At 67.4% G+C, this 26,750-nt stretch carries 18 protein-coding genes; 9 read left to right on the top strand and 9 right to left on the bottom strand.

Going from position 1 to position 26,750, the window contains the following annotated elements:
• Nucleotides 1-58: 58 nt before the first annotated feature.
• Nucleotides 59-1,072: a LysR family transcriptional regulator gene (locus ACORQU_RS00090; protein ID WP_491642700.1), complete on the bottom strand. Its 1,014-nt coding sequence runs from the start codon at nt 1,070-1,072 to the stop codon at nt 59-61.
• Between the two features lie 125 nt (nt 1,073-1,197).
• Between ACORQU_RS00090 and ACORQU_RS00085 the strand changes: the two genes are divergently transcribed.
• From ACORQU_RS00085 to ACORQU_RS00060, 6 genes are all read left to right on the top strand, one after another.
• Complete coding sequence (locus ACORQU_RS00085; protein ID WP_491642699.1) at nt 1,198-1,425, top strand: hypothetical protein; 228 nt, start codon at nt 1,198-1,200, stop codon at nt 1,423-1,425.
• A complete protein-coding gene (locus tag ACORQU_RS00080; RefSeq protein ID WP_491642698.1) occupies nt 1,422-2,222 on the top strand; it encodes an SDR family oxidoreductase in 801 nt (266 codons plus the stop codon). Before ACORQU_RS00085 ends, ACORQU_RS00080 begins: the two co-directional genes overlap by 4 nt.
• Nucleotides 2,223-2,270: 48 nt before the next feature.
• The gene (locus tag ACORQU_RS00075) at nt 2,271-3,470 is read left to right on the top strand and encodes an efflux RND transporter periplasmic adaptor subunit (RefSeq protein WP_491642697.1); all 1,200 of its coding nucleotides are present in this window, start codon (nt 2,271-2,273) and stop codon (nt 3,468-3,470) included.
• A 161-nt stretch (nt 3,471-3,631) separates the two neighbouring features.
• Nucleotides 3,632-6,811, top strand: a complete 3,180-nt coding sequence (locus ACORQU_RS00070; RefSeq protein ID WP_491642696.1) for an efflux RND transporter permease subunit — start codon at nt 3,632-3,634, stop codon at nt 6,809-6,811.
• 60 nt (nt 6,812-6,871) lie between these two features.
• On the top strand, nt 6,872-7,621 hold the full coding sequence (locus ACORQU_RS00065; RefSeq protein WP_491642695.1) for an SDR family oxidoreductase: 750 nt from the start codon (nt 6,872-6,874) through the stop codon (nt 7,619-7,621).
• A complete protein-coding gene (locus tag ACORQU_RS00060; protein WP_491642694.1) occupies nt 7,615-9,111 on the top strand; it encodes an efflux transporter outer membrane subunit in 1,497 nt (498 codons plus the stop codon). Before ACORQU_RS00065 ends, ACORQU_RS00060 begins: the two co-directional genes overlap by 7 nt.
• 201 nt (nt 9,112-9,312) lie before the next feature.
• Here ACORQU_RS00060 and ACORQU_RS00055 read toward each other — a convergent pair whose 3' ends face one another.
• Together ACORQU_RS00055 and ACORQU_RS00050 are read right to left on the bottom strand one after the other, a co-directional pair.
• Nucleotides 9,313-9,570 (bottom strand): acyl-CoA-binding protein, encoded by a 258-nt coding sequence (locus ACORQU_RS00055; RefSeq protein ID WP_271645397.1) that lies wholly within the window; start codon nt 9,568-9,570, stop codon nt 9,313-9,315.
• 141 nt (nt 9,571-9,711) lie between these two features.
• Nucleotides 9,712-10,839, bottom strand: a complete 1,128-nt coding sequence (locus ACORQU_RS00050; protein WP_491642693.1) for an acyltransferase family protein — start codon at nt 10,837-10,839, stop codon at nt 9,712-9,714.
• Between the two features lie 345 nt (nt 10,840-11,184).
• Between ACORQU_RS00050 and ACORQU_RS00045 the strand changes: the two genes are divergently transcribed.
• The 3 genes from ACORQU_RS00045 to ACORQU_RS00035 all read left to right on the top strand — a co-directional run bounded on the left by ACORQU_RS00045 (nt 11,185) and on the right by ACORQU_RS00035 (nt 17,473).
• On the top strand, nt 11,185-13,671 hold the full coding sequence (locus ACORQU_RS00045) for a S9 family peptidase (RefSeq protein ID WP_491642692.1): 2,487 nt from the start codon (nt 11,185-11,187) through the stop codon (nt 13,669-13,671).
• A 194-nt stretch (nt 13,672-13,865) separates the two neighbouring features.
• The gene (locus ACORQU_RS00040; protein ID WP_491642691.1) at nt 13,866-14,873 is read left to right on the top strand and encodes a glycoside hydrolase family 43 protein; all 1,008 of its coding nucleotides are present in this window, start codon (nt 13,866-13,868) and stop codon (nt 14,871-14,873) included.
• 212 nt (nt 14,874-15,085) lie between these two features.
• Nucleotides 15,086-17,473 carry a GH92 family glycosyl hydrolase gene (locus ACORQU_RS00035; RefSeq protein ID WP_491642690.1) on the top strand — a complete coding sequence of 796 codons (2,388 nt, stop codon included), beginning with the start codon at nt 15,086-15,088 and terminating at the stop codon, nt 17,471-17,473.
• Between the two features lie 246 nt (nt 17,474-17,719).
• On the opposite strand, the gene ACORQU_RS00030 is transcribed toward ACORQU_RS00035, so the two are convergent.
• The 6 genes from ACORQU_RS00030 to hutH form a co-directional block, all read right to left on the bottom strand.
• The gene (locus ACORQU_RS00030) at nt 17,720-19,786 is read right to left on the bottom strand and encodes a TonB-dependent receptor family protein (protein WP_491642689.1); all 2,067 of its coding nucleotides are present in this window, start codon (nt 19,784-19,786) and stop codon (nt 17,720-17,722) included.
• Between the two features lie 708 nt (nt 19,787-20,494).
• On the bottom strand, nt 20,495-21,079 hold the full coding sequence (locus tag ACORQU_RS00025; RefSeq protein WP_271645403.1) for a DUF8082 domain-containing protein: 585 nt from the start codon (nt 21,077-21,079) through the stop codon (nt 20,495-20,497).
• Between the two features lie 49 nt (nt 21,080-21,128).
• Complete coding sequence (locus ACORQU_RS00020; protein WP_271645404.1) at nt 21,129-22,256, bottom strand: Cache 3/Cache 2 fusion domain-containing protein; 1,128 nt, start codon at nt 22,254-22,256, stop codon at nt 21,129-21,131.
• Between the two features lie 230 nt (nt 22,257-22,486).
• Nucleotides 22,487-24,154, bottom strand: a complete 1,668-nt coding sequence (hutU, locus tag ACORQU_RS00015) for a urocanate hydratase (protein WP_491642687.1) — start codon at nt 24,152-24,154, stop codon at nt 22,487-22,489.
• A 47-nt stretch (nt 24,155-24,201) separates the two neighbouring features.
• On the bottom strand, nt 24,202-25,035 hold the full coding sequence (gene hutG / locus ACORQU_RS00010) for an N-formylglutamate deformylase (RefSeq protein ID WP_491642686.1): 834 nt from the start codon (nt 25,033-25,035) through the stop codon (nt 24,202-24,204).
• A gap of 105 nt (nt 25,036-25,140) precedes the next feature.
• Nucleotides 25,141-26,682: a histidine ammonia-lyase gene (hutH, locus tag ACORQU_RS00005; RefSeq protein WP_491642685.1), complete on the bottom strand. Its 1,542-nt coding sequence runs from the start codon at nt 26,680-26,682 to the stop codon at nt 25,141-25,143.
• Nucleotides 26,683-26,750: the final 68 nt, after the last annotated feature.

Genomic DNA, 26,750 nt, shown 5'->3' with positions numbered 1-26,750 from the left:
AGGCCGGCTTTCAAGCCGGCCTTTTTCTTTTCCGCCGCAGCGTGATGCGCTGGATGGATCAGGCGGTCACCGCCTCGACTTCCTTGAGCAGTCGCTTGACGTCGTCACTGGTGTCGTTGTCCTGATCGGCCTGTTGCTTGGCCTGCATCAGCGGGCAATGCGCGCTCATGTAGTCGATCTCCAGATTGAGCCGCTCGAGCAGGAAGTCGACGAACACCCGCACCTTGGGCGACTGCACGTGGCCACGCGGGAACACCGCGTTGAGCACGTACTCGCCGCCGGTCCAGCCGGCCAGCACGCGCTGCACCAGGCCGGCTTCCACGAACGGCTTGACCATCACGTCGGCCGAGATCACCAGTCCTTCGCCACACAGCAGGGCCCCCTTGAGCGCTGCGGGATCGTTGGCCACCAGGATCGGGTTGACCAGGAAATCACGCGGGCCGTTGCCGTCGTCCAGCGACCAGCTGTAGCTGCTGCCGTGGCGATGCTTGGGCATGGCGAAGGTGCGATGGTACTGCAGATCATCCGGATGCAGAGGTTCGCCGTGGCGGGCGATGTAGCTCTTGGCGGCAAACACCTGCGTATTGAGTACGCCCAGCTTGCGCGCGACCAGGTTGGAGTCGGGCAGGCTGCCCACGCGCAGGGCGACGTCGACCTCGCCCCCGATCAGGTCGATCGGTTCATTGGACAGCAGCATCTCCACGCGCACTTCCGGATGGCGGGCGTGGAACTCACCCAGTAGCGGGGCGATCTTGTCGATACCGATGGAGTAGGGAGCGGTCACTCGCAGCCAGCCACGCGGGCCGGCATGCAGCTGGCCAACGGCGCTTTCGGCTTCGGCCAGTTCGCGCGCGATGCGCTGGCAGTGCTCGTAATACACGTTGCCGGCTTCGGTGAGGCCCAGCTTGCGCGTCGTGCGGTGCAGGAGCTGCGCGCCCAGGCGCGTCTCCAGTTCCTGGACCTTGCGGCTGACGGTGGTCTTAGGTAGCCGCAGGGCGCTGGCGGCACCGACAAAGCTGCCTTGTTCAACCACCTTGACGAAAATCAGGGTGTCGTTGAGGTCGTGAGACATGGATTCCTCCGGAGGGGAGAGGGATTGGACCGGGAGCGGGATGATTATTCCCCGAAATCTGGACTAATCAAGTCCGGCATGCAGGCCTAGAGTGGCGGCCTGTCCTGAATGCTGCGACCGACGCCATGTCGTTCTTCACTGTCATCCGCCAATTATTGAACCCTGAAGTTCGCAATGAAAGCGCCATTTCACGGGCGTCATTCCTGCGCATCGCCAGCAGTGGCAAGGGTCTGCGTGAGTTTTCCCCATCGCGCCGGGTTCAGCTCGGCGGGGTGCAGGTGCGGCCTGCAGGTGCACGCTGGATGGGTGGTGATTTCGGGATTATCCCGTCGATGGGAGGAAAACTCCCATGAGTGGGATGATGCCGCAGTCGCCGGTCCCGACCGCGCTGGTCCTGGGGGCGCACAGCGCCGCTGGGGCAGGCGTGGTCGGTGCGTTGATCGAGGCGGGCAGCCCGGTCCTGGCGGTCGGTGAGCCCGGCGAGTACATGGACGCGTTGGCCGAGTCCTATCGTGACGAGGCCCAGCTGACCCTGCTACCAAGCACAAGCCCGATCGACGAGGACGGTGCGCGCAAGCTGGCCAATGAGGTTCGCGCGCGTGGCCTGGTGCTGCATGCGGTGTTCGCGCACCTGTTCGCACCGTCCTTCAGCGGTCGCCTGCTGGAGCAGTCCAGTGCACGGCTCGGCGAGCGCTTCGGCAGTGACGTACTCGCGCACCTGGCCGCGGCCCGGCACCTGCTCCCGCTGCTGCAACATGAGTCGGCCACCACGCATTACGTGATGATCGGCGGGCCGGCCACCGAGTGCGGCTGGGCCGGCCACGGCCATGCCTCGATTGCTTCGGCCGGCTTGCGCATGCTGGCCAAGGTGCTGCACGAGGAAGCCATGCCGCTGGGCGTGCGCGTGCAATTGCTGGCTGTCGAGCACCCCCTGTCCACCCCCAAGAACCGCGTGCATGCCTGCGCTGGCTGGCCCGATGCAATCAGCGTGGGCCGCAAGGCCGTCGAACTGCTGCGCCCGGCCACGTCCGGCCCGGTACGCGCCATCGTCTCCTTCGATGCGGCCTGGGTGCCGCCGCCGGTACGCACCCTGTTCGATGCACTGCCTGGTTCGCTCACCGTCTCTTCGCTCGACCTCAACCGGGGTTGAGGTCGTCGCTCCGTCTTTTCCTTCTTGTCTCCCACACGAGCATTTGCCATGAACCTTTCCCGCGCCGACTCCTTCTTCCGCGCCCGTCGTTTGTCTTCCTTCGCGCTGCTGGCCCTGTCGGTGGCGGTGATCGCCGGCTGCAACGGCAACGCCGCCGAGACCGCCGCGCCGCCTCCGCCGGCCGTCAGCGTCGCCCCCGTGTTGGTCAAGCCGATCAAGCAGTGGGATGAGTTCAGTGGCCGCATCGAGGCCGTGCAGACCGTACAGCTGCGCCCGCGCGTGTCCGGTTACATCGAGTCGGTGAACTATCACGAGGGCGAGGAAGTCCGCGCCGGCGATGTGCTGTTCACCATCGACGCCCGCAGCTACCGGGCGGCGTTGGAGCAGGCCCAGGCCGAGCTGGCCCGCGCGCGCAGTGCGGCCAGCCAGACCCAGGGCGAGGCCGACCGCGCCAAGAAGCTCACCGATGTGCAGGCCATGTCCACCGAGTTGTTCGAACAGCGCCGGGCCGCCGCCAACGAGGCCAGCGCCCAGGTCCAGGCCGCCCAGGCCGCGGTGGACGCCGCGCGCCTGGACCTGGATTGGACCAAGGTGCGCGCGCCCATCTCCGGCCGCGCCGGCCGCGCGCTGGTGACCGCCGGCAATCTGGTGGGCACCGGCGAGGCGGCCAGCGTGCTGACCACGGTGGTGTCCGACCAGATGCACGTGCACTTCGATGCCGACGAGGCCACCTTCCTGCGCTATCAGGCCCTGGCCCGTGACGGCGAGCGTCCCAGCGGCCGCGATGGCGGCCTGCCGGTCAAGGTCGGCTTGGTCGGCGAGGATGGTTATCCGCACCAGGGCCAGGTCGACTTCGTCGATAACCAGTTGTCCCCGGGAACCGGCACCATCCGCGTGCGTGCGCTGATGGACAACAACGACCACAGCCTGGTGCCGGGCCTGTTCGCCCGCGTGCAGTTGCCGGGCAGCGGTGAGTTCAAGGCCATGCTGGTGGACGACAAGGCCGTTTTGACCGACCAGGATCGCAAGTACGTCTACGTGGTCGATGCCGAAGGCAAGGCGCAGCGCCGCGACGTGCAACTGGGCCGCATGGCCGACGGGCTACGCATCGTCAACGGCGGGCTGAAGGCCGGCGACAAGGTCATCGTCGACGGCGTGCAGAAGGTCTTCATGCCTGGCATGCCGGTGCAGGCCAAGGAGGTCGCCATGCAGGCGCCGCCGGCCAAGGCCACCGCGATGCTCGACTGAGCGACAGGGCGCCGGGCGCATGACCGCGCGCCCGGTGTGATCCACGCATTACCCGTCCCGAGCGAGTCGGGACGGTCATCGAAAGGCGATCCGCAAGCCCGCTATGGGCAGGCGCGGGCCATGCTGGCCCGCGCCGGGCGCGACACACAGGAAACCACCCCATGAACATTTCCAAGTTCTTCATCGACAGGCCGATCTTCGCCGCGGTCCTGTCCATCGTGATCTTCGCCGCCGGCCTGATCGCGCTGCCGCTGCTGCCGATCAGCGAGTACCCCGAAGTGGTGCCGCCGAGCGTGCAGGTCCGCGCGACCTATCCCGGCGCCAACCCCAAGGTGATCGCCGAGACCGTGGCCACGCCGCTGGAGGAAGCGATCAACGGCGTCGAAAACATGATGTACATGAAGTCGGTGGCCGGCTCCGACGGCGTGCTGGTCACCACGGTGACCTTCCGCCCCGGGACCGATCCCGACCAGGCCCAGGTCCAGGTGCAGAACCGCGTGGCCCAGGCCGAGGCGCGCCTGCCCGAAGACGTACGCCGGCAGGGCGTGACCACGCAGAAGCAGTCGCCGACACTGACCATGGTCGTGCACCTGCAGTCGCCCAACGGCAAGTACGACTCGATGTACCTGCGCAACTACGCGGTGCTGAACATCAAGGACGAGCTGGCGCGCCTGCCTGGCGTGGGCCAGATCAACATCTTCGGTGCCGGCGACTACGCCATGCGCATCTGGCTGGACCCGGACAAGATCGCCGCGCGTGGCCTGACCGCCTCGGATGTGACCGCGGCCATCCGCGAGCAGAACGTGCAGGTCTCCGCCGGCCAGCTCGGTGCCGAGCCGATGCCGTCCAAGAGTGACTTCCTGCTGTCGATCAACACCCAGGGCCGCCTGCAGAGCGAGGCCGAGTTCGGCAACATCATCGTCAAGAGCGGCGATGACGGCGAGATCGTGCGCCTGCGTGACGTGGCTCGCATCGAAATGGGCGCGGGCACCTATGCGCTGCGCTCGCAGCTGGACAACAAGGACGCGGTGGGCATGGGCGTGTTCCAGGCCCCGGGTGCCAACTCGCTGCAGCTGTCCGACGCGGTGCGCGCCAAGATGGCCGAGCTGGCCACGCGCTTTCCCGAAGGCATGACCTGGGCCGCGCCGTACGATCCGACCGTGTTCGTGCGCGACTCCATTACCGCGGTGGTCCACACCCTGATCGAGGCAGTGATCCTGGTGGTGCTGGTGGTGATCCTGTTCCTGCAGACCTGGCGCGCCTCGATCATCCCACTGCTGGCCGTGCCGGTCTCGGTGGTCGGTACCTTCGCGGCGTTGTACCTGCTGGGCTTCTCGATCAACACGTTGAGCCTGTTCGGCCTGGTGCTGGCCATCGGCATCGTGGTCGACGACGCGATCGTGGTGGTGGAAAACGTCGAGCGCAACATCGAGGAGGGCCTCACGCCCCTGGCCGCGGCCCACCAGGCCATGCGCGAGGTGTCCGGGCCGATCATCGCCATCGCCCTTGTGCTGTGCGCGGTGTTCGTGCCGATGGCCTTCCTGTCCGGGGTGACCGGCCAGTTCTACAAGCAGTTCGCGGTGACCATCGCGATCTCCACGGTGATCTCGGCGATCAATTCGCTGACCCTGTCGCCGGCGCTGGCCGCGATGCTGCTCAAGGCGCACGATGCGCCGAAGGACGGCCCGTCGCGCCTGATCGACCGCCTGTTCGGCTGGCTGTTCCGCCCGTTCAACCGCTTCTTCAACACCAGCTCCAACAAGTACCAGGGCGCGGTGTCCCGTGCGCTGGGCAAGCGTGGCGCGGTGTTCGCGGTGTACGTGCTGCTGCTCATCGGCGCTGGCCTGATGTTCAAGGTGGTGCCGGGTGGCTTCATCCCGACCCAGGACAAGCTGTACCTGATCGGCGGCGTGAAGATGCCCGAAGGCGCCTCGCTGGAGCGCACCGACGCCATGCTGCGTAAGGTCAGCGACATCGCCCTGCATACCGACGGGGTGGACCACGCGATCGCCTTCCCCGGCCTCAACGCGCTGCAGTTCACCAATACGCCCAACACCGGCACGGTGTTCATCACCCTCAAGCCGGCCAGTCAGCGGCATCGCAGCGCCGAGCAGATCAACGTCGAGCTCAATGGCAAGATCTCCCAGCTGCAGGAGGGCTTCGGCTTCGCGATCATGCCGCCGCCGATCCTCGGCCTGGGCCAGGGCTCGGGCTACTCGCTCTACATCCAGGACCGCGCGGGACTGGGGTACGGCGCCCTGCAGCAAGCGGTCAATGCGGTGGCCGGCACGGTTTCGCAGACGCCCGGCATGTCCTTCCCGATCGGGACCTACCAGGCCAACGTGCCGCAGCTGGATGCCCAGGTGGACCGCGACAAGGCCAAGGCCCAGGGCGTGCCGCTGACCAACCTGTTCGACACGATGCAGACCTATCTGGGCTCGGCCTACGTCAATGACTTCAACCGCTTTGGCCGCACCTGGCAGGTCATTGCGCAGGCCGACGGCCAGTTCCGCGACAGTGTCGAGGACATCGCCAACCTGAAGACCCGCAACGCGGCCGGCCAGATGGTGCCGATCGGTTCGATGGTGCACATGGCCACGACCTATGGCCCGGACCCGGTGATCCGCTACAACGGCTATCCGGCGGCCGACCTGATCGGTGAAGCCGATCCGCGCGTGATGTCCTCGACCCAATCGATGCAGGCCGTCGCCGGGATCGCGAACAAGGTGCTGCCCAACGGCATGACCATCGAGTGGACAGATCTGAGCTACCAGCAGTCCACGCAGGGCAATGCGGCGATGATCGTGTTCCCGATGTCGGTGCTGCTGGCCTTCCTGGTGCTGGCCGCGCTGTACGAAAGCTGGACCCTGCCCATGGCGGTGATCCTGATCGTTCCGATGACGATGCTCTCCGCGCTGGTGGGCGTGTGGCTCACCGGCGGGGACAACAACGTGTTCGTCCAGGTCGGCCTGGTGGTGCTGATGGGTCTGGCGTGCAAGAACGCGATCCTCATCGTCGAGTTCGCCCGTGAGCTGGAACTGGGCGGCAAGGGCATCGTCGAGGCCGCGCTGGAAGCCTGCCGCCTGCGTCTGCGTCCGATCGTGATGACCTCCATCGCCTTCATCGCCGGCACCGTGCCGCTGGTGCTGGGCCATGGCGCCGGCGCCGAGGTGCGCTCGGTCACCGGCATCACCGTGTTCGCCGGCATGCTGGGTGTGACCCTGTTCGGCCTGTTCCTGACCCCGGTGTTCTACGTGGCCCTGCGCAAGCTCTCGGGTCGCCAGCTGGTGCACCACGATGCCGCGCCGGCCCTGGGCCAGACCCATGGCACCGCGCACTGATCCTTTCTTCCCCTGCTGGGCACATACCGGGCCCAGCCATCTTCTCAACGGAGATATTCCATGAACACCCATGCTCAGAAGATCGCCCTGGTCACCGGCGCCACCCGCGGCATCGGCACCGAGACCGTGCGCCAGCTTGCGCAGGCAGGTGTACGCACCCTGCTGGCCGGCCGCAAGCTGGCCACCGCGCAGGCCGAGGCGAAGAAACTGGCCGATGCCGGTCTGCCGGTGGAAGCCATCCAGCTGGACGTCACCGATACCGCCAGCATCGCCGCCGCCGTCAAGGAGGTGCAGGATCGCCACGGTCGCCTGGACATCCTGGTCAACAACGCCGGGATCATGGTCGATGACGTGACCAAGCCGCCGTCCGAGCAGACGCTGGAAGCCTGGCGCACCACCTTCGACACCAACGTGTTCGCCGTGATCGAGGTGACCCAGGCGTTCCTGCCGCTGATCAAGGCCTCGCCGGCCGGTCGCATCGTGAATGTGTCCAGTGCGCTGGGTTCGATCACGCTGCATGCCGATCCCAGCTCTTTCATCTACGACTTCAAGATCCCGGCCTACAACGTCTCCAAGAGCGCGGTGAATGCCTGGACCGTGCAGCTGGCCTACGAGTTGCGCAATACCCCGGTGAAGGTCAACACCATCCACCCCGGCTACGTCAAAACCGACATGAACAACAGCGATGGCGAGCAGCGCGGCGAGATCGAAGTGGACGAAGGCGCCAAGACCAGCGTGCAGATGGCGCTGATCGACGCCGATGGGCCGACCGGAAGCTTTTCCTATCTGGGACAGGTGCTGCCATGGTGAAGAGCATCCTGGGGATCGGCGTCGCCTCGGCGCTGCTGGCCGCCTGCGCGGTGGGGCCGGACTATGTCCGTCCCGATGCGCCGCACGCCGCGGCCTTCGTACAGGCACCGATCGACGCCGCCAGCGCCGGGCCGGTGAACACCACGGCCGACGCCGAGTTCTGGCGCAGCTTCAACGATCCGCAGCTCTCGGCCCTGGTCGAGCGCGCGCTGCTGGAAAACCATGACGTGCGCATCGCGCTGGCGCGCTATGACGCGGCCAACGCGCTGCTGCGTGATGCGCAGTACGCCCGGCTTCCGACCTTCACCGCCACGGCCGATGCGCAGCGTGTCCGCAGCAGTGCCGACCAGCTGCCGGGCTACAGCCGCGATGAACGCGACAACCACGGCTATGACGGCAGCCTGGGCGCGGTGTGGGAGCTGGATTTCTTTGGCCGCCTGCGTCGCGCCAGCGAGGCAGGGCACGCCGATGCACAGGCCGCTGCCGCGGATCTGGCGGCGATGCAGGTGGCGATCGCCTCCAGCGTGGCGCAGGGCTGGTTCCAGTTGCGCGGCATCCAGTCGCAGCTGGAGATCGCGCGAGAGAACGCCAGCACCCAGCAGCGCACGCTCAAGCTGCTGGAGGCGCGCACCCAGATCGGCGTTGGCGATGCCTTCGACGTGGATCGTGGGCGCACCCAGCTGGAAACCACGCTGGCACGCATCCCGTCGCTGGAAGCGGCGGAGGCCGTGGCGGCCAACCGCATCGCGGTCCTGGTCGGTGCCACGCCGGAGTCGATGTCGGCCGATCTGATGGTCGCCGGGCCGATGCCCGCGCTGCCACCGGCGCCGGCGCCGGGCACGCCCTCGGACCTGCTGCGTCGGCGTCCGGATGTGGCCGCCGCCGAGCGGCGTGTGGCCGGTGCCACCGCACGGGTCGGCGTGGCCACGGCTGATCTGTTCCCGCGCTTTACCCTCGGGGCGCTGTTCGGGACCCAGGCCATGGCCAGCAGTGCGCTGTTCGCGCGTGACAGCGAGACCCGCGTGCTGTCGTTGGGCATGGACGGCTCGTTCCTCAACGTAGGCCGGGTACGGGCAAGGATCGCCGCCGCCAACGCACAGACCGCCGAGGATCTTGCCAGCTACCAGCAGACCGTGCTGCGTGCGCTGGAGGACACCGAGAACGCCCTGGTCCGCGTGGATCGCAGCCGAAAGGAGGCCGCGCATCTGGATCAGGCCGCGCAGGCGGGCGCGCGGGCGGCCGACCTCGCCCGCCTGCGCCTGGACAACGGCGCCATCGACACGCTGGACATGCTCGACGCCGAGCGTAGCCGTCTGGATGCCGAGGATGCGGCCGTGCAGGCCAAGGTGCGCAGCGGCCAGGCCATGGTGCAGCTGTATGCGGCGCTGGCCGGTGGCTGGCCCAACTACATCGCTGCCGAAAGCCTGCCGCCCGCGCCTGCGACCCAGGCGGGTCAGCGGCGCGAAGTGGCCATGGAAATGCCGCGCTGAAGTCGGTGGTACATGGGTGCCGTGCAGGGAAGCGCGGCATCGTGTCTCGGTCTGGCCTGGAGACACGTCCGATCCGGTGCTGTAGCACCGACGCTTCGCGCGCCGGGCATCAACGCATCATCCTGGCGGCAACGCCGACGTAGTTCGGTGGATGACCCGATGCGCTCGGCGGGGTGACAGCGGCCGCCGCCCGGCGATGGCTCAGTGCAGCAGTTGCTCGACCAGGTCCACGTAGCGTTTCTGGGCGGTGGTCGAGGGCATGCCGCGCAGGCGTTCCCACGCCTCGTACTTGGCCGTGCCGACGAAATCGAAGAAGCCGGGCTTGTTGCCATGCACGTCGCCTTCGAGGCCCTGCTTATACAGCGCGTAGAGCCGGAGCAGGGTGTCGTTGTCCGGACGCTCGGACAGGGTCTGGATGTCCTGTGTCGCCTGTTCGAAAGCCGTGCTGACCTGGGCCATGGTGGCCTCTCCTGGTGCGGGGTGCGCGAATATCAGCACGCCCGCCTCACCCGGTCACGTTGCGGTGCAGCCAACGCGCGGGCAGGGCGCCCTTGGTGCCCTGCGTGTCGATGGCGATGGTCGCGCGGCGCTTTATCGGCGTCAGCCGGCCGCGCTTTTGTGCTCATCGGGATGGCCAAGATCGTACGCCGATGGCACGGTCGCCTGGGGAATGGCGGCCGGCCCGGTGCCCTGCTGATGGGCTCGGTTCGGAAGCAGGATCCGCTGCCCGATCCGACGTAGCAGCTTGCTGCCCGGCATCTCGATGGTCCGATACATCGCCCAGGCCAGCAGCAGGATGACGGCCGTCACGCCAACCGCCATGGCGGGCGTCGCGGCACGACCATGGGCCCACTTCACTGCGAAATAGATCACCGGGATGTTGATCAGGTACATCGAAAAGCTGCAGTCCCCGCGCAGCTTGATCGCGCGGTTGCCGAGCAGCGCCTTGGCCAGGCGGGTATCGAAGGAAAAGACGAACACCGCGATGCCGGCAAACAGCGCTGTCTCCAGGCTTTCGTAGAACGCTCGCTTGGAGCCGAAGTGCGGGTCCGCCACGCCCAGGCCTACCAGCGCGAGCAAGACCAGCAGGACGACCTGCATCGTCCCGATCATCGCCACACCGCTGCTATCCCTGGTGCGCGCGCGAACCAGGCCGAACACGGTGCCGGTAAAGAAGTAGTGCAGCTTGGAACCGACGAAGGTGCCCGGCAGCGAACCGCGATAGCTCATCATCAGGAAGACCAAAGTCAGCATGGCGACCAGGAACGCCGCGTTGCCCTGACGACGAAACGCCCACAGCGAGAACCACAGGGCGACGAAGACCACGTAGAACTGCACTTCCGGTGGAATGCTCCACAGCGCCGAGACGTTGCCCGAGAACGCGAGGTGGCGCAGGAGGTTCTGGTGGGTAATGGCGTAGACGAAGTGCCCGTCCACAAGGTTGTAGATCAGGTATGCGGCCACGACCACGAACAGGTAAGCCGGGGCGATGCGCGCGAACCGGGCGATGGCGTAGCGGGCGACGGCCGGGTAGTTGAAGTCCTTCTCGCCATAGAGGAAGGCCATCAGAAACCCGCTCAGGGTAAAGAACACCATGACGCCGACTTCGCCCGGTAAAAGCGGGCTGACGCTGAAGAAGTATTTCTCCACCAGATGCGAGTACACCACCAGCAGCGCGGCGACGCCGCGAATGCCGGTCAGTGCGTCGATGCGACGTTCTTGGCTCATGGCCAGGCTCCTTGCGTATCGTGCGGTTACGGGGGCAACTGCAAAAAACGTCAGGGACCTGCCTGTCACGGCGGGGAGGCATCCGCGCTCATCGGCGGCCGGTCGGGGGTCCCGGTCTACTCAAGCGTGCTGGAGCAAGTAAGCGCGACCAGTGCACTTGGCTGCGCTGGTCTGGAGCCGAGCCTAGCAGGCGGACGGGCGCCGCGCACCTGGCATGGATCATCGCCGCGGTCCGATTTCGCGCCACTTGTCGGCTCAGCTGCGATGCTAGATTTGAACACGGCATGCGAAGCGCACCGCTTCGCATGCGCGATGTGAACCACGCCACTTTTTTTGGGGATGCTCATGCTGCTTCGCCGCAACCTCCACATCACGGCGGCTGCCGTGACCACCCTGTCGCTGCTGGTATGCGCGCCGGCCTGGGCCGGCTACGACGTTCCGCCCGAGCCGTTGCTCAAGGTGCTCAAGGCGCCGCCGCCGCCCAGGCCCAGCGTCGATCCCACCGGTCGGACCCTGATGCTCACCACGGCGCAGACCTATCCCTCGATCGAGCGGGTGGCGCGCCCGTTCTACAAGCTGGCCGGCGTGCGCCTGGAACCTGCCAACCGGAGTCGGCATGACACGCCCGCCGGCTACGGCATCCCCGCCTGCGTGGCCGATTTCACCCTGGTGGACATCGCCAGCGGCAAGCAGACCAAGGTGCCATTTCCGAACGGCGCCTGCCCGGGCAGTGCCTCGTGGTCGCCCGATGGGCGTCGCTTCGCCTTCCAGAACGTGACCCCGACCTCGGTGGAGCTGTGGCTGGGCGACGCGGCCACCGGCCAGGTACACGCGGTGCCTGGCGTGGCCCTCAACCCGATCTTCGACGATGCGGTGCAGTGGCTCGACGGCAGCCGCAGCCTACTGGTCAAGCGCGTGCCCGCCGGGCAGGGCGCGCCGCCGGCCGAGACGCCCGAACAGATCGGGCCGGACATCCAGCAGTCGTTGGGCGGCCAGGGCGAAAGCAGCACCTACGAGGCGCGCGACACGCTCAAGAGCCCGCTGGACGAGGCCCGCTTCGTCTACTACGGCACCTCGCAGCTGGCCGTGGTCGATGCCGGCGATGGCCGCGTGCGCGACGTCGGCCAGCCGGCGATCTACAACGACGTCGTCGCCGCGCCTGATGGCGTGCACGTGCTGACCGAGGCGATCAAGCCGCCGTATTCGCACGCGGTGACCTACCAGCGTTTCGCCCACGACGTGGCGGTGCTGGACGTGGGCAGTGGCACCTCGGTGACCGTGGCCCGCCTGCCGTTGGCCGATCGCGTGCCGGTGCACGGCGTGCCCGAAGGTCCGATCAACTTCGACTGGCGCGCGACCGAGCCGGCCACCCTGGTGTGGTCCGAGGCGCTGGACAAGGGCGACTGGAAGGTCAAGGTGCCGGCACGCGACAAGGTGATGACGCTCGCCGCGCCCTTCACAGGCACCCCGAAGGAGATCACCCGCACCGAGCAGCGCTTCGAAGGCTTTGCCTGGACGCCGCGCCGCGAGACTGCCTTCCTGCTGGAGGTCGACGAGAACCGTCACTGGCAGACCACCCGCATCGTCGATGTGGACCAGCCGGGTGCGCCGGGGCGCGTGCTGTGGGACATGTCCTATGACGAGCTGTACAAGAACCCGGGCAATTTCGTCTACCAGGTGCTGCCCAACGGCGCGTGGGCGGTGCGCCTGGAAGGCGACACGGTCTTCCTGCGCGGGCAGGGGGCTTCGTCCCAGGGCGATCGGCCGTTCCTGGATCGGCTGGACCTGGGCACGCTGAAGACCGAGCGCCTGTTCCGCAGTGGCGTGGACGAATACGACCAGTTCCTGGCCTTCGCCGCGACGCCGGATCGCTTCCTGACCTGGCACCAGTCGGTGATGGATCCGCCCAATGCCTTCGTCCATACCTTGGGCGCGCCGGTGGCCGATGCAGCCGAAGACGAGGCGGCCTATGCCACGCCGGGCACCGCGTTGACCCGCCTTGAGGATCCGACACCGGAGGTGCGGCAGATCAAGAAGCGCCTGGTGACCTACAAGCGCGCCGACGGGCTGGATCTGTCGTTCACCCTCTACACCCCGCCGGGCTACAAGGAAGGCCAGCGCGTGCCGGCAATCCTGTACGCCTATCCGGAGGACTTCGCCAGCAGCGAGCAGGCCGGCCAGGTGTCCGGCTCGCAGCAGACCTTCACTCGGTTGAGCAATTACCGCTTGCTGCTGCTAGCCGGCTACGCGCTGATCGACAACGCCTCCTTCCCGATCGTCGGCGACCCGCGCAGCGCCTACGATACCTACATCCAGCAGCTGACCGCCGATGCGCAAGCGGCCGTGGACAAGGCCGTCGCGCTGGGCGTGGTGGACCGCAACCGGATCGGCGTCACCGGGCATAGTCATGGCGCGCTAATGACGGCCAACCTGGTCGCGCATACTGACCTGTTCAAGGCCGGCGTGGCCACCAGCGGCTCGTACAACAAGACCTTCACTCCCTTCGGTTTCCAGAACGAGCGACGTTCGGTGTGGGAGGCGCAGGACGTGTACCTCAAGGCTTCGCCGTTCTTCTACGCCGACAAGATGCAGGCGCCGCTGCTGCTGGTGCACGGCGAGGACGACGCCAACCCGGGAACCGAACCGATCCAGTCGGTCAAGCTCTACCAGGCGATCCGCGGCAATGGGGGCGTCACCCGGCTGGTAATGCTGCCGCACGAACCGCACTGGTACACCGCGCTGGAGTCCAACGAGCAACTCGTCTACGAGATGCTGCACTGGTTCGACACCTACGTGAAGGAGGCCGGGGCCAAGCAGGGCGGCGCGCGATAAGGCGACGCTGTCTGGCCCCTTGGCAAGGCGGCGCCGCGAGGCGCCGCCTTTTTCATTGGGGCGCAATGCGTCTAGAGCAGGTCTAGCACACGACCATGTTGCGGTGCGCCTTCTTAATTGTCTGATTATATGGTTTAGTCGGCGCTGTCACGGTGGCCGCATCGCCTGCGGCCTCGCCCCAGCCAGGAGTCCACATGCCGCGTCCTGCTTCGATCGCCCTGCTACTTGGCTTGTTGTTGACCGTGCCCACCGGCATGGCCAGGACGCCGACCTATACCAATCCCCTGCTGCCGTCCGGGCCCGACCCGTGGATCGCGCACGAGGGCGGGATGTACTACTTCATGAGCACGCGCGGCGATCATCTGGCCATCCGCAAGACCACCGACCTGTCGCAGTTGGCCAAGGCAGCCCCGGTCACCGTCTGGACCCCGCCCAAGCAGGGGCCGAACGGCCAGTCGATCTGGGCGCCGGAACTGCACCGTATCGACGGACGCTGGTTCATCTACTACACCGCCGCCGACAGCGCCCACGACGATGATGCGCATCGGGGCATCTTCGTGCTGGAAAACACCAGCGCAGATCCCACCCAGGGAACCTGGATCGATCGCGGCCAGCTCAAGACCGCGCACACCGGCATCGATGGCACGACCTTCGCGGTGGGTGGCGAGCGCTACTTCGTGTACTCGCCCTACGTCGGGCCGGACAGCGTGCTGGCCATCGTGCGCATGTCCAATCCGTGGACACTGACCGGGCCGGAGACCATCATCGCGCGCCCGGATCAGGCCTGGGAGCGACAGGGCGGGCGCCAGATCCTGGAAGGACCGGAGTTCGTGCTGGGGCCAAAGGGGGATCTCTTCCTGACCTATTCCGGCAGTGCCTGCTGGTCCGACGGCTATGCGCTGGGATTGCTGAAGGCCGCAGCCGGAAGCGATCCGCTCGATGCCGCAAGCTGGATCAAGCAGCCCGGGCCCGTGCTGGCCACCGACCCGGCGCGCGGCGTGTTCGCGCCCGGACACAACGGCTTCTTCCGCGGTGCGGAGGGTCAGACCTGGATCGTCTATCACGCCAATCCTGCTGCGGACATGCGCTGCACCAGCGCGCGTGCCCCACACCTGCAGCCGGTGTCCTGGTCGACCTCGGGCGATCCGGTGTTCGGCCGGCCTGCGCCCGTCGGCATCCCGCTGACTGCACCGGGTGGTTGAAGGCGTCGCGCAGGCTTTGCGCGTTCGACCCGTTCATACCAGGCCAGACCCATCGCGCATCGGCGTGCGGGGAGGCAGGTTGGGATCAATGCGAATTCCCCTGGCCCGCAGATGTCGCAACCACGGGGCGGGCTTCATTTAAACGATTTAAATCAGCATAATCCCGATGAACCGCGCCACGCAGTGGCGCGCGCAGAACCGGGAGAATGCATATGTACCGTCCCCTGCTGCTGGCCGCCAGTGTGGCGCTGCTGATGCCATCGGCCCAGGCCGAGGCCCCGACAGAGCGCGAAACGGCCGACCTCGCCGCCGAGGTCAATGTCTTCATCGGCACGACCAACGGCGGCAATGTGTATCCAGGAGCGACCCTCCCGTTCGGCATGGTCGCCTTCAGTCCGGAGCAGACCCCGTTGCCAGGCAAGCGCTTTCCCTTCGCCGCGCCGGGTGGCTACGAGTGGCGCGCCAACGGCGTGCGCGGCTTCAGCCTGACCCACGTCTCGGGAACGGGTTGCGCTGGCGCCAGCGGCGATATCCCGATGATGCCGATCACCACCGGGGTTGAGGTTTCGCCGTCCTCGCCGCAGGCCGGTGTTCAATATTCGGCCCTGCTGGACCATGCCGACGAACACGCCAGCCCGGGCGCGTATGCAGCCAAGCTGGGCAACGGCGTGGACGTGGCACTGGGCGCGAGCGCACGCACGGCGGTGGGCCGCTTCGCCTATCCGGAAGGACGCCCGGCCAATCTGCTCATCCGGACCTCTGACAGCGAGGTCGGCAGCACGGCCTCGTCCATCCGCATCGATCCGGCCACCCGGACGGTCAGCGGCTCGGTGACCAGCGGCAATTTCTGCGGCTACCTGGCCGAGGATCGCCGCGAAAGCTATTACACGCTGCATTTTGTCGCGCGCTTCGACCAGCCCTTCGAGGTGGGGGGCACGTGGCGCGACGAAACGCTCAGCAAGGGCGCCGTCGACGGAAGCGGCGGCACCACCTATGGCACGCGCGGCCATCCGCCGGTGGGGCGCGGCGCGGGTGGATGGATCCAGTTCAAGGAGGGGGCGACGGTCAATGTCCGCGTCGGCGTGTCCTACGTGGACCCGGCCGGGGCGCGGGCCAACCTGGACAAGGAGAGCCCGGCCGGAACCTCGCTGGAAGCCACCCAGGCGGCTGCGCGCCGGGCGTGGAACGACATCCTGGGCCAGGTGCGCGTCACCGGTGGCGCCGGGGACGAGCGCGCGGTCTTCTACACCGCGCTCTACCATGCGCTGCTTGAGCCCAATCTCTATAGCGATGTCGACGGGCGCTACCTGGGCTTCGACGGCAAGGCGCATCGCCTTGCGCGTCATCAGCGGGCGCAGTACGCCAACTTCTCCGGCTGGGATGTCTATCGCTCGCAGCTGCAGTTGGTGACGCTGCTGGACCCGCAGCGCGGATCGGACATCGCCCAGTCACTGCTCAATCAGGCCGAGCAGAATGGCGGGGTCTGGGACCGCTGGACGCATCTGACCGGCGCGACCGGCGTCATGAACGGCGATCCCTCGCCGCCGTCGCTGGCGGCGATCCACGCGTTCGGCGGGCGCGGGTTCGACCTCCAACGCGCCTACGCCTCGCTCAAGCGGGCCGCCACGGTGCCAACCGAGAAGGATCTGAGCCGCAGGGGGTGCCCGATCCTGTGCGTGGGCCAGCGCCCTGGCCTGGATGCCTGGCTCAAGCTGCATTACATGCCGGTCGACGCGCCGGGCTGGGGCACTGCCTCGGACACGCTGGAGCTGGTCGCCGCCGATTTCGGCCTGTCCGAGCTGGCGCTGGCGGCCGGTGACAAGGCGGGCGCGAAGCTGTTCCGCGAACGCTCGGGCTGGTGGCGCAATCTGTTCAATCCGCAGGCGACCCCGGACGGCGGCTACCTCCAGCCGCGCAACGCCGATGGCAGCTGGCCCGCATTCGATCCGGCCTCCGACGAGGGCTTCGTCGAAGGCAGCGGCGCCCAGTACCTGTGGATGGTGCCGTTCGATCCAGCTGGATTGATCGAGCAGCTCGGTGGTGCACAGGTCGCCGCGCAGCGGCTGGATGCGTTCTTCCGCACGCCCGACGGCGGCTGGGCGGTGACCAAGTCCGGGCCGCTGCATGCCGAACTGGACAACGAACCCTCGATCGCCGCGCCGTGGCTGTACAACTTCGTCGGCCAGCCGTGGAAGACGCAGGACACCGTGCGTGCGGCGATGCGCCAGATCTGGACCAACACGCCGCAGGGCATCTCCGGCAACGACGACCTGGGCCAGATGTCCTCCTGGTACGTCTGGTCGGCGCTGGGCCTGTATCCGGTCTATCCGGGGCGAGCCGAGCTGGCGATCGGCAGTCCGCTGTTTCCGCAGGTGGTGATCGAGCGCCCCGGCGCGCGCATCGAGATCCGCGCGCGCAATGCCGCGCCCGATGTGCCCTACGTGCAGTCCCTGCAGGTGGACGGCAAGGCCAGCGATCAGGCCTGGCTGCCGGCGGACTTCGTCAAGCGTGGCGGCACGCTGGAGTTCGACCTGGGCAAAGCCCCCAACCAAACCTGGGGCACGCAGGCCCTGCCGCCTTCGTTCGGGCCTGCGCTGTAAAACGCGACATCGCGCCGCGAGCGCGATTCGCATGGACAGGGAAGCGGCAGGAAGCCGCGCATGGTCGAGTGCCTCGCCTTTCCACGTCGACGGCGCTGGTCAATGCCGATCGAAATCAGAACGCGGACGCGACTGGCGGCCGCGCGGCGCGGCCAGCCAGAGACACCCGTGCGATGCCCGGCTCGGCGCGCATCGGATTGAGCGCGTACGTCACACGGGGTGCTTGACCCTCACCTTCGATCCGACTCATTGGAAGTGCAGTTCGAGGCCCGCATAGAGGCCAAGGCCCTCGCCGGGCGTGGCCCGCGCCGCGTCGGTACCGGCATCGTCGTAGCCGGGCGTGATCGTGGCGGCGTAACGCTGCCCGGTGAGGTTGCGCGCCTCCAGCCAGGTCTGCCAGCGCCCACCCGGTGCAGCGAAGCCCACGCGTGCGCCAAACACGGTGTGGCCATGCGCCCAGGCGCTGTTGGCGTAGTCCACCGCAAGGCGCGAGGCCGACTCGGTATCCAGCGCCGCATAGACGCCGCTGTGATGGTCGTAGCGCAGCATGGCCTGGTAGTAGTGGCGGGGCAGGTCAGGCAGTACGTTGTTCCCGAACCGCGCATCGTGGCGGTAGCGGAAATCGCTGTAGGTATAGGCCTGGCGCAGTGACAGCCGGTCGCCCTGGGCCTGCCACAGGGTCGACTCCAGCCCCGCTTCGATGCCGCGATGCACGGTCGGGCTGGCATTGGATTCGGCCACGTAGGTGTCCGGCGCGGTGCCGACCTCGACGCTGAGCAACTCGTGGTGGACGTTGGACTGATAGGCCGCAAGCTGCCAGCGGCCCAGCGTGCCGTCACCGCGCGCGCCCAGTTCCAGTGTCGCGGCGGTCTGGTTGCCCAGGTGGACCGGCGTGCTCTGCCGGCCGGTGGCCGCGCCGCTGCCGGCCGGGAACACCGTGCCTGAGCCCCAGATCATCGACCACGGGTGTGGCGGCTCGACCGAGCGGCTCAAGTTGCCGAACAGCTGCACCTGCGGTGTGGCCTGGAAGGTCAGGCCCATGCGCGGCGCGTAGTCCCAGCCATGCTCGGACAAGCGGCCACCGCCGGCCGGCCAGGTCACTGCGACCTCGCTGGCGGTATGGACCAGGGCCAGGCCGGTGACCAGATGCAGGGACGGGGTGAGCGCCGTCGTGTTGCCGACATGCACGACGGCATCGGTGCCCAGGTGTTCGAAGTCGCGCGTGCGCGTCCCGGCCGGATCCCCGTTGGTGTCCAGGCGCAGAGTCTCGCGCACCTGGGCATGCAGATCATGGGTCACGCGCAGGCCGACGGTGGTGGTGCTGTCGCGGCCAAACCATCTGTGCTGATGCGTGTAGTCCAGCGTGGCACCCAGGTCGGCGTAGTCCAACTGCTGGCGGTAGCGGCTTTCGTTGAGGTCCATCGGAAAGCGGTGGTAGACCAGGCCCGCCTTCAGCGTGGAGGCCGCGTCCAGCTGCAGGGTGGTGATGCTGCCGATCCAGGTGCTGCCAGGCTGCGGCCGGCGCGCATCGATGGCCACATAGGCCGGGTTGGCCTGGCGCGGGTCATCGGCGATCTGGGCACGGGTCAAACGGCCCGGCGTTTCGTGTTCGGTTTCGCGATAGCGCAGCACCAGCCGCGTGCTCAGATCGGGACTGAGCTGCCAGCCCAGGTTGGCCATCACGCCCTTGCCGCTGCCGGCCGCATGCGTCTGGTAGCCGTCGGTGCGGCTGTCGGTCAGGGCGAGGTAGTAGTCGAACGCGCCGTGCGCGCCGCCATCGGCCAGGCTGCGCTTGCGGTAGCCGAAACGGCCGCCCTCGTAGCGCAGCGCAAACCCGGGAGAATCCAGGCCACTGCGGCTGACGTAGTCGATCGCGCCGCCCAGAGCCAGGGCGCCGCGATCGAATCCGTTGGCGCCACGCAGCACGTCCACGCGGCTCATCCACAGCGGTTCGAGCAGTTCGTAGGGCGTGCCGCCGGAGAAGGTCAGCGGCAAGCCATCGAGCGACACCGACACCCCCGAGGCGTGCGCGCCCGGCGCACGGTTGATGCCCGAGCCGCGGATCGACACCTTGACCCCCTCGTTGCCGGGGGACTGGGCGTAGATGCCGGGCTGATAGGCCAGCACGTCGGCCGTGCCCGCCACGCGTCCGTTATCCACCCGGGTTAGATCGATCACGTTGCCTGCGCCGGGCACGTTGGACAGCGCCTTGCGCGCGGCGTCCAGGCCATCGGCTCCGGTGCCCGTGACCTTGATCGCATCGAGGGTGACCGCCTGTTCCGGCGTCGCGGCGAGGATGGCGCGGGGGGACATGCAACACAGCAGGGTGCTGGCCATCAGGACATGGCGTGTGGAGAGCGGGGCGAATCGTGGGCACATTGCGCTGGACATCGGAGCGAGCAACCAACCTGGTCTAGGGAGATGGGACGGCGCGCCGGCGCTGACCCGGATCGCGGTAGCGATGCCGGACCAAGGCGCAGACGCGTTGCGGAAGACCGAGGGAGGGATGATGGGTGGCGCTCGCGCCACATCCTGTCTACCTCAATACTTTCTCTAAAGTTTACAGGGTCGTCGAGGCACTGGCGAGTGCGATCGCTTCGCAGAAGGATTGGAGGCTGTTCCATCGGGCTTTGCGGATCACGCCGTCGCGTGATCCGCGGTGGCGTGCGTCAGGGAAGGTCGCCGACGCTGTGCGGTGCGGAGGCCACGGGGGCCTGACCGATGGGTACTCGGGAACAAAGTCCATCATCGTGATGCCCTGGGCGCGGCAGGCCAAAGGGGTGCCGAGCCGGAGATCGGCGCGCGATGCACGCGGACGCTCATGATCGAGCGCGCCGCTTGCGAGGGCTTGCGCTATCGAGTGGCCAGACCCAAGCGAAGAGGCGAAACTGGCCGTCAGGCCGCGGTCGACGAGGTCGCACGCGGCACCTTGCCGCAAGGGCATTGCGTGCGTGCAACGCATGCACAGTCGAGGCAGCGCGAATAATGTTGCGATCCACGATCGCCGCGACGCAGATGCCGCTAGTGCGGCAGCTTGTCCAATCCAGCGCGCACTTCCTGGAGAAAGCCCTTGGTTTCATCGGGCGAGGACAGATTGCTGGCCAGTTGCTCCAGCTGCGACGCCAACGGGGCAGGGGTTTCGAAGGCTTCATCGCACAGCATGCCGGCGATCGGGCCGAAGTACTGCAGCGCGATGTTCTCGATCAACTTGCGCTGGGCTTCACTCGGGGCGCCGCCGGCGGGCATGCCGGCAGGCGCTGCCACCGCTGCGGCGACCGGCGCGGCCTGCGTGCGTGAAAGGGCCTGTTCGAAGCCGCCTAGCAGCCACTGCAAGGAATCCTCGCTGAGGGCGGCCTTGCCGCTGCTCTTGCTGGCGGGATCGACCTGGAAGCGTCCGCGCGCGGCGTTGACCATCGACAGCCGTTGCACGGCCTCGTCACCGCGCAGCATCCTGAAAACCACTTCGTCGATCTGTCCGCCGTGCAGGCGGATGATGCAGGAATGGTTTTCCTCGGTGACCACGAAGAAGAAGCCGGACGCCTTCTTCGCAGTCAAAGATCGCAGCTCGCGCAGGACTTGGATCAGTGGGATGAAATCATTGGCCATGCGTCCTGGCTCCCTCGCATCGTCGATCTGGCGTCAGAGGCTTGGCGCCTCACCGTTTGGCCAAACGCTCCATGGCCAAGCGTACGCTGTTGGAGAGCCGCGAGATGGCCCGCGCCAGGGTGCCAATCTCGTCCTTGAGCTTGACCTCGTCGATGGTGTGGTTCCATTTGCCCAGGCTCAGTTCTTCGGCCACGGCGGTGAGGTGCTGGATCGGGCGCAGCACGCGGCTGAGGATCAGCATCGACTGCAGGCCCAGCAGCAGCACGCACACCAGCAGGCCGATGCCACCAATCCACAGCGACTGGCGCAGGATCACACTGTTGATGTCTTGCTTGGGATAGGCCGAGACCAGGGTGAAACCCCAGCCAGGGACGTCCTGGCGCGTCACCACCCAGTCGTCCGGACGCTCACGGGCGACCTGTTCCATCTTGGCCGGGTCGGTGGTGTTGCCGGTCTTGGAGTGGAAGCGCAGTTTCCCATTGCCGTCGAAGACCGCGATGAAGCCTGATTCCAGCACATGCGCCTCGCTGATCTCGCCTTCCAGCGAGGCCAGGTCGGTCTTGTAGCCGACGTACCAGATGCCGATGGGTTCCTCGTCGTAGATCGACATGATCGGCTCGTAGCCGGTCACGTAAGGCGTCCCCAGGATGTCGACCACGCCATAGAAACCCTGCGCCTTGCGAATCTGTTGAATCACCTGTCCCTTGGGATCCAGGAGGGTACCGACCGCCCGGTTGCCATCGTCGGTCTTGACGTTGGTGGCCACGCGCACGTAATCCTGACCGGTGCGCGAGAACACCGTTGCGGTGCCGTCCACCGTGGCGGTCACGCTGTCGACCAAGGTCATGTTGCCGGCCTGGGACTTCTGTCCGAACAGCAGGTCCGGGACATCGCGGCCGCTGATCTGGACCTTGGTTCCGGCGGACGGGGCTCCCAGCGCGGCACTTTCACGGCGCAGCAGATTCATCGAGCCCCTGACCCGATCGAGCATGATCGAGCGGGTGATGGCGAACAGTCCCTGGAGGGACGAGGACTGGCGCCGGATCGCCTCATCGGCCTGGCTGTGCACGCGCCGAGCCTCGGTGCTGGCAAGGACCAGGGTCAACACCACCACCACGACCAGGACCAGGCCCAGCACGGGCAACAGCAGGCGCACACGTAATGAATTTCGGAGCATTGCCCCCTCCCGACTTGCTTCACTTGAGCAGGAGGCGCTACGGCGCTCCCGGTATAGGCGCACTTCTGGCCCCAAACGCAATAGCGGCCGCGGACGAGCGGGCTTGAGTGGTCTGGGCGAGCGGGCGGATCATGGGGCGGCCCGTTCCCGGGCCGGGTGCGCCTCCTCAATGCGTGCCAGTGAGCGGGCGTTCGTGACGGTGGTGTTTCAGGCTGCGCGTCGCGCGGGTCTCAACCGAGGATCGCCGGCAGGTCCAAGCCTTGCTCCTTCGCGCAGTCGAGCGCGATCTCGTAGCCCGCATCGGCGTGGCGCATCACGCCGGTGGCCGGATCGTTCCACAGCACGCGAGCAATACGCTTGGCCGCCGCCTCGGTGCCGTCGCAGACGATAACCATGCCGGCGTGCTGGGAGAAGCCCATGCCCACGCCGCCGCCGTGGTGCAGCGAGACCCAGGTCGCCCCGCTAGCCGTGTTGAGCAGGGCATTGAGCAGTGGCCAGTCGGAGACCGCATCCGAGCCGTCGGCCATCGCCTCGGTTTCGCGGTTGGGCGAGGCCACGCTGCCGCTGTCCAGATGGTCGCGGCCGATCACCACCGGCGCCTTGAGCTCGCCCTTGGCGACCATCTCGTTGAAGGCCAGGCCCAGGCGGTCGCGATCGCCCAGCCCGACCCAGCAGATGCGCGCCGGCAGGCCCTGGAACTTGATCTTCTCGGCGGCCATGTCCAGCCAGCGGTGCAGGTGCGGGTTGTCCGGGATCAGTTCCTTGACCTTGGCATCGGTCTTGGCGATGTCTTCCGGATCGCCGCTCAGCGCCGCCCAGCGGAACGGGCCGATGCCGCGGCAGAACAGCGGGCGGATGTAGGCGGGCACGAAGCCGGGGAAGTCGAAGGCGTTAGCCACGCCTTCCTCCAGCGCCATCTGGCGCAGGTTGTTGCCGTAGTCGACGGTCGGCACGCCGAGCGCGTGGAAGCCGAGCATTGCCTTGATGTGGTTGGCCATCGACGCACGCGCCGCCTTTTCCACTTCCTTCGGCGCCGATACGCGCTTGTCATCCCATTGCTCGACGCTCCAGCCCTGGGGCAGGTAACCGTTGACCGGATCGTGGGCGGAGGTCTGGTCGGTCAGCAGGTCCGGCTTGACCCCGCGTGCCAGCAGTTCTGCGAGCACGTCGGCGACGTTGCCGAGCAGGCCCACGGAAAGCGGCTTCTTGGCCTTGCAGGACTCGTCGATCAGCCGCAGCGCTTCGTCGAGGTTGTCGGTCCAGGTGTCCAGGTAACCGGTGCGCAGGCGCATATCGATGCTGCTCTTGCGGCATTCCACCGCCAGGCACGAGGCGCCGGCCATTACCGCGGCCAGCGGCTGCGCGCCGCCCATGCCGCCCAGCCCACCGGTGAACAGCCAGCGCCCGGCCAGGTCGCCGTTGTAATGCTGGCGGCCCATCTCGACGAAGGTCTCGTAGGTGCCCTGGACGATGCCCTGGGCGCCGATGTAGATCCAGCTGCCGGCGGTCATCTGGCCATACATCGCCAGGCCCTTCTTATCCAGCGCGTTGAAGTGGTCCCAGTTGGCCCAGCGCGGCACCAGGTTGGAGTTGGCGATCAGCACGCGCGGCGCATCGGCGTGGGTGCGGAACACGCCGACCGGCTTGCCCGACTGCACCAGCAGGGTCTGGTCGTCGTCCAGGCGCTTGAGGGTTTCGACGATCTTGTCGAAGCTTTCCCAGTCGCGCGCGGCGCGGCCGATGCCGCCGTAGACCACCAGCTCTTCCGGGCGTTCGGCCACATCCGGGTGCAGGTTGTTCATCAGCATGCGCAGCGGTGCTTCGGTCAGCCAGCTCTTGGCATTGAGCGTGGTGCCGGTGGGCGCGTGGATGACACGGGACGGATCACGACGGGTCATGGGAAATCCTTGTGAGTTGGACAGGCCGCACCGCGATGTGCGGGCCTTCAGCGAAGGGAAGCGGATGTGCGGGCGAAGTCGAGGGCGGCACTGAGCACGCCACGCAGCGTGTCCTGCAGGCGCTGGGCGCGGGCTGGCGACCACGGCGTGGGCCAGGTGTCGGGCGTGACCTGGCTCGGTTCGTCCATGTAGCCGCGGCAGGCCAGTTCCATCTGGATCGAATGCACGCCCTGGGCAGGGCGAGCGTGGTGGCGGGTGATCCAGCCGCCCTTGAAGCGACCGTTGCGCACGTGGCTCAGGCCACTTTCGGCGCAGCGCTGTTCGACCGCATCGGTCAGGCGTGCGTCGCAGGACGTGTCCGTGTTGGTCCCGATGTTGAACTGCGGCAGCTCGCCGTCGAACAGGTGCGGGATATGCGAGCGGATCGAGTGCGCGTCGTACACCACCACGGTGCCGTGTTGCGCGCGCAGGCGTTCGATCTCGCTCGCCAGGGCTTCGTGGTAGGGCGTGAACCAGCGCTCGCGGCGGCGCGCGATCTCTGCATCATCCGGCTCAAATCCGTCGCGATACAGCGGCTGATTGTCGAAGGTGGTCAGCGGGCACAGCCCGGTCGTGTTCTGGCCCGGATACAGCGAGATGCCGGACGGATCGCGATTGACGTCGATCACCGAACGCGAGATCGCGGTGCGGATCGTGGTGGCGCCCAGCTCGCGCGCGAACGCGTAGAGCTGGTGCACGTACCAGTCGGCATCGCGCCGCGCTAGCCACGGCGAGACGAAACGGTCTTCCAGCTCGGCCGGCAGCTCGGTGCCGGTATGCGGGAAGCTGACGATCAGTGGCGCATCGCCACGATGGATTTCAAGCCAGGTGTCAGGCGACATGTTCGATTTCACCGAAACGATGGGATGCCGTGGGAGCCGCCATGGCGGCGACGGGCATTGACTGGAAAGCCCCTGCGTCACCATGGAGTTCACCACCCTGCGGCGTCATGCCGCCGCGTCCACGCCTGGCAAGGCGACGGTGACACGGGCGGTCAGTGTACCGCTGCGCACCAGCTCGGCCGCGGCCACCATGTCCGGGTGGAAGTAGCGGTCGTCCTGCAACGTGGGCACCTGGCCGCGCAGCAGGCCGCGCGTGGCCTCCAGGGCGCCGCTGGAGGTGAGCGGGGCATGGAAGTCGCAGCCCTGCGCGGCGGCCAGCAGCTCGATGCCGACCACGTTGGCGGCGTTGTCGGCCATGGCCATCAGTCGGCGCGCGCCGTGTGCGGCCATCGACACGTGGTCTTCCTGGTTGGCCGAGGTCGGGATGGAATCGACGCTGGCCGGGTAGGCGCGCTGCTTGTTCTCCGACACCAGCGCCGCGGCGGTGACCTGCGGAATCATGAAGCCGGAGTTCAGGCCCGGCTTGGGCGTCAGGAACGCGGGGAGGCCCGAGAGCGCGGGATCGACCAGCATCGCGATGCGGCGCTCGCTGATCGAGCCAATCTCGCACACCGCCATGGCCAGCATGTCGGCGGCGAAAGCCACCGGTTCGGCGTGGAAGTTGCCGCCGCTCAGCGCCTCGCCGGTGTCGGTGAACACCAGCGGATTGTCGGACACGCCATTGGCTTCGATCTCCAGCGTGCTCGCGGCTTGGCGCATCACGTCCAATGCCGCGCCCATGACCTGCGGCTGGCAGCGCAGGCAGTAGGGGTCCTGCACGCGCACATCGTCCTCGCGGTGCGATTCGCGGATCGCGCTGCCGGCCATCAATGCGCGCAGTGCATCGGCCACGACGATCTGGCCGGGCTGGCCGCGCAGCGCGTGAATGCGCGGATCGAAGGGGGTGTCCGAGCCCTTGGCCGCTTCGGTGGACAGCGCACCGGTGACCAGCGCGGACTGGAACACGGTCTCGATCTCGAACAGGCCGGCCAGCGCGTAAGCGGTCGAATACTGGGTGCCGTTGAGCAGCGCCAGGCCTTCCTTCGCGCCCAGCACGATCGGGGCCAGCCCGGCCTGGGCCAGGGCGTCGGCGGCGGACATGCGCGCACCGCCGAAGAAGGCGTCGCCCGCGCCGATCATCGCCGCGGCCATGTGCGACAGCGGAGCCAGGTCGCCCGAGGCACCGACCGAGCCCTGGCAGGGCACCACCGGCATCACATCCTGCTGCAGCATCGCTTCGAGCAGGCTGAGCGTGGCCGGTTTGATCCCCGAGGCGCCCTGGGCCAGGCTGGCCAGCTTCAGCGCCAGCATCAGCCGCACCACCGGCAGCGGCATCGGCTCGCCCACGCCGGCGGCGTGCGAGAGCACGATGTTGCGTTGCAGGGTTTCCAGATCGTCGCGCTCGATGCGCACCGTGGCCAGCTTGCCGAAGCCTGTGTTGATGCCATACACCGGCGCGCCCTTGGCGACGATGGCCTCGACGGTCTGCGCGCTGCGCGCAACCGCCGCCGCCGATGCCGGGTCCAGTTGCACGCGGGCGCCGCGATAGATCGCGCGCCATTGCGCAAGGCTGACCGCGCCGGGGCGCAGCAGGATGGATTGGCTCATGAAGATGCTCCGTGGATCGAATGGGAGACAAGTGGGAAGTGGGTTCGCGGTCGCATCGCCTGCACCTG

This window comes from Pseudoxanthomonas sp. JC1303 (assembly GCF_058448525.1).
This window is presented reverse-complemented; position numbering and strand designations above follow the sequence as displayed.

Excerpts from the sequence above, each read along its gene's own strand:
- ACORQU_RS00075 (WP_491642697.1), top strand. The coding sequence starts at position 2,271 with ATGAACCTTTCCCGCGCCGACTCCTTCTTCCGCGCCCGTCGTTTGTCT.
- hutH (WP_491642685.1), bottom strand. The coding sequence starts at position 26,682 with ATGAGCCAATCCATCCTGCTGCGCCCCGGCGCGGTCAGCCTTGCGCAA.
- ACORQU_RS00070 (WP_491642696.1), top strand. The coding sequence starts at position 3,632 with ATGAACATTTCCAAGTTCTTCATCGACAGGCCGATCTTCGCCGCGGTC.
- ACORQU_RS00065 (WP_491642695.1), top strand. The coding sequence starts at position 6,872 with ATGAACACCCATGCTCAGAAGATCGCCCTGGTCACCGGCGCCACCCGC.
- ACORQU_RS00030 (WP_491642689.1), bottom strand. The coding sequence starts at position 19,786 with ATGTCCCCCCGCGCCATCCTCGCCGCGACGCCGGAACAGGCGGTCACC.
- ACORQU_RS00080 (WP_491642698.1), top strand. The coding sequence starts at position 1,422 with ATGAGTGGGATGATGCCGCAGTCGCCGGTCCCGACCGCGCTGGTCCTG.
- ACORQU_RS00085 (WP_491642699.1), top strand. The coding sequence starts at position 1,198 with ATGTCGTTCTTCACTGTCATCCGCCAATTATTGAACCCTGAAGTTCGC.
- ACORQU_RS00035 (WP_491642690.1), top strand. The coding sequence starts at position 15,086 with ATGTACCGTCCCCTGCTGCTGGCCGCCAGTGTGGCGCTGCTGATGCCA.
- ACORQU_RS00060 (WP_491642694.1), top strand. The coding sequence starts at position 7,615 with ATGGTGAAGAGCATCCTGGGGATCGGCGTCGCCTCGGCGCTGCTGGCC.
- ACORQU_RS00090 (WP_491642700.1), bottom strand. The coding sequence starts at position 1,072 with ATGTCTCACGACCTCAACGACACCCTGATTTTCGTCAAGGTGGTTGAA.
- ACORQU_RS00045 (WP_491642692.1), top strand. The coding sequence starts at position 11,185 with ATGCTGCTTCGCCGCAACCTCCACATCACGGCGGCTGCCGTGACCACC.
- ACORQU_RS00020 (WP_271645404.1), bottom strand. The coding sequence starts at position 22,256 with ATGCTCCGAAATTCATTACGTGTGCGCCTGCTGTTGCCCGTGCTGGGC.
- hutU (WP_491642687.1), bottom strand. The coding sequence starts at position 24,154 with ATGACCCGTCGTGATCCGTCCCGTGTCATCCACGCGCCCACCGGCACC.
- hutG (WP_491642686.1), bottom strand. The coding sequence starts at position 25,035 with ATGTCGCCTGACACCTGGCTTGAAATCCATCGTGGCGATGCGCCACTG.
- ACORQU_RS00025 (WP_271645403.1), bottom strand. The coding sequence starts at position 21,079 with ATGGCCAATGATTTCATCCCACTGATCCAAGTCCTGCGCGAGCTGCGA.
- ACORQU_RS00040 (WP_491642691.1), top strand. The coding sequence starts at position 13,866 with ATGCCGCGTCCTGCTTCGATCGCCCTGCTACTTGGCTTGTTGTTGACC.
- ACORQU_RS00050 (WP_491642693.1), bottom strand. The coding sequence starts at position 10,839 with ATGAGCCAAGAACGTCGCATCGACGCACTGACCGGCATTCGCGGCGTC.
- ACORQU_RS00055 (WP_271645397.1), bottom strand. The coding sequence starts at position 9,570 with ATGGCCCAGGTCAGCACGGCTTTCGAACAGGCGACACAGGACATCCAG.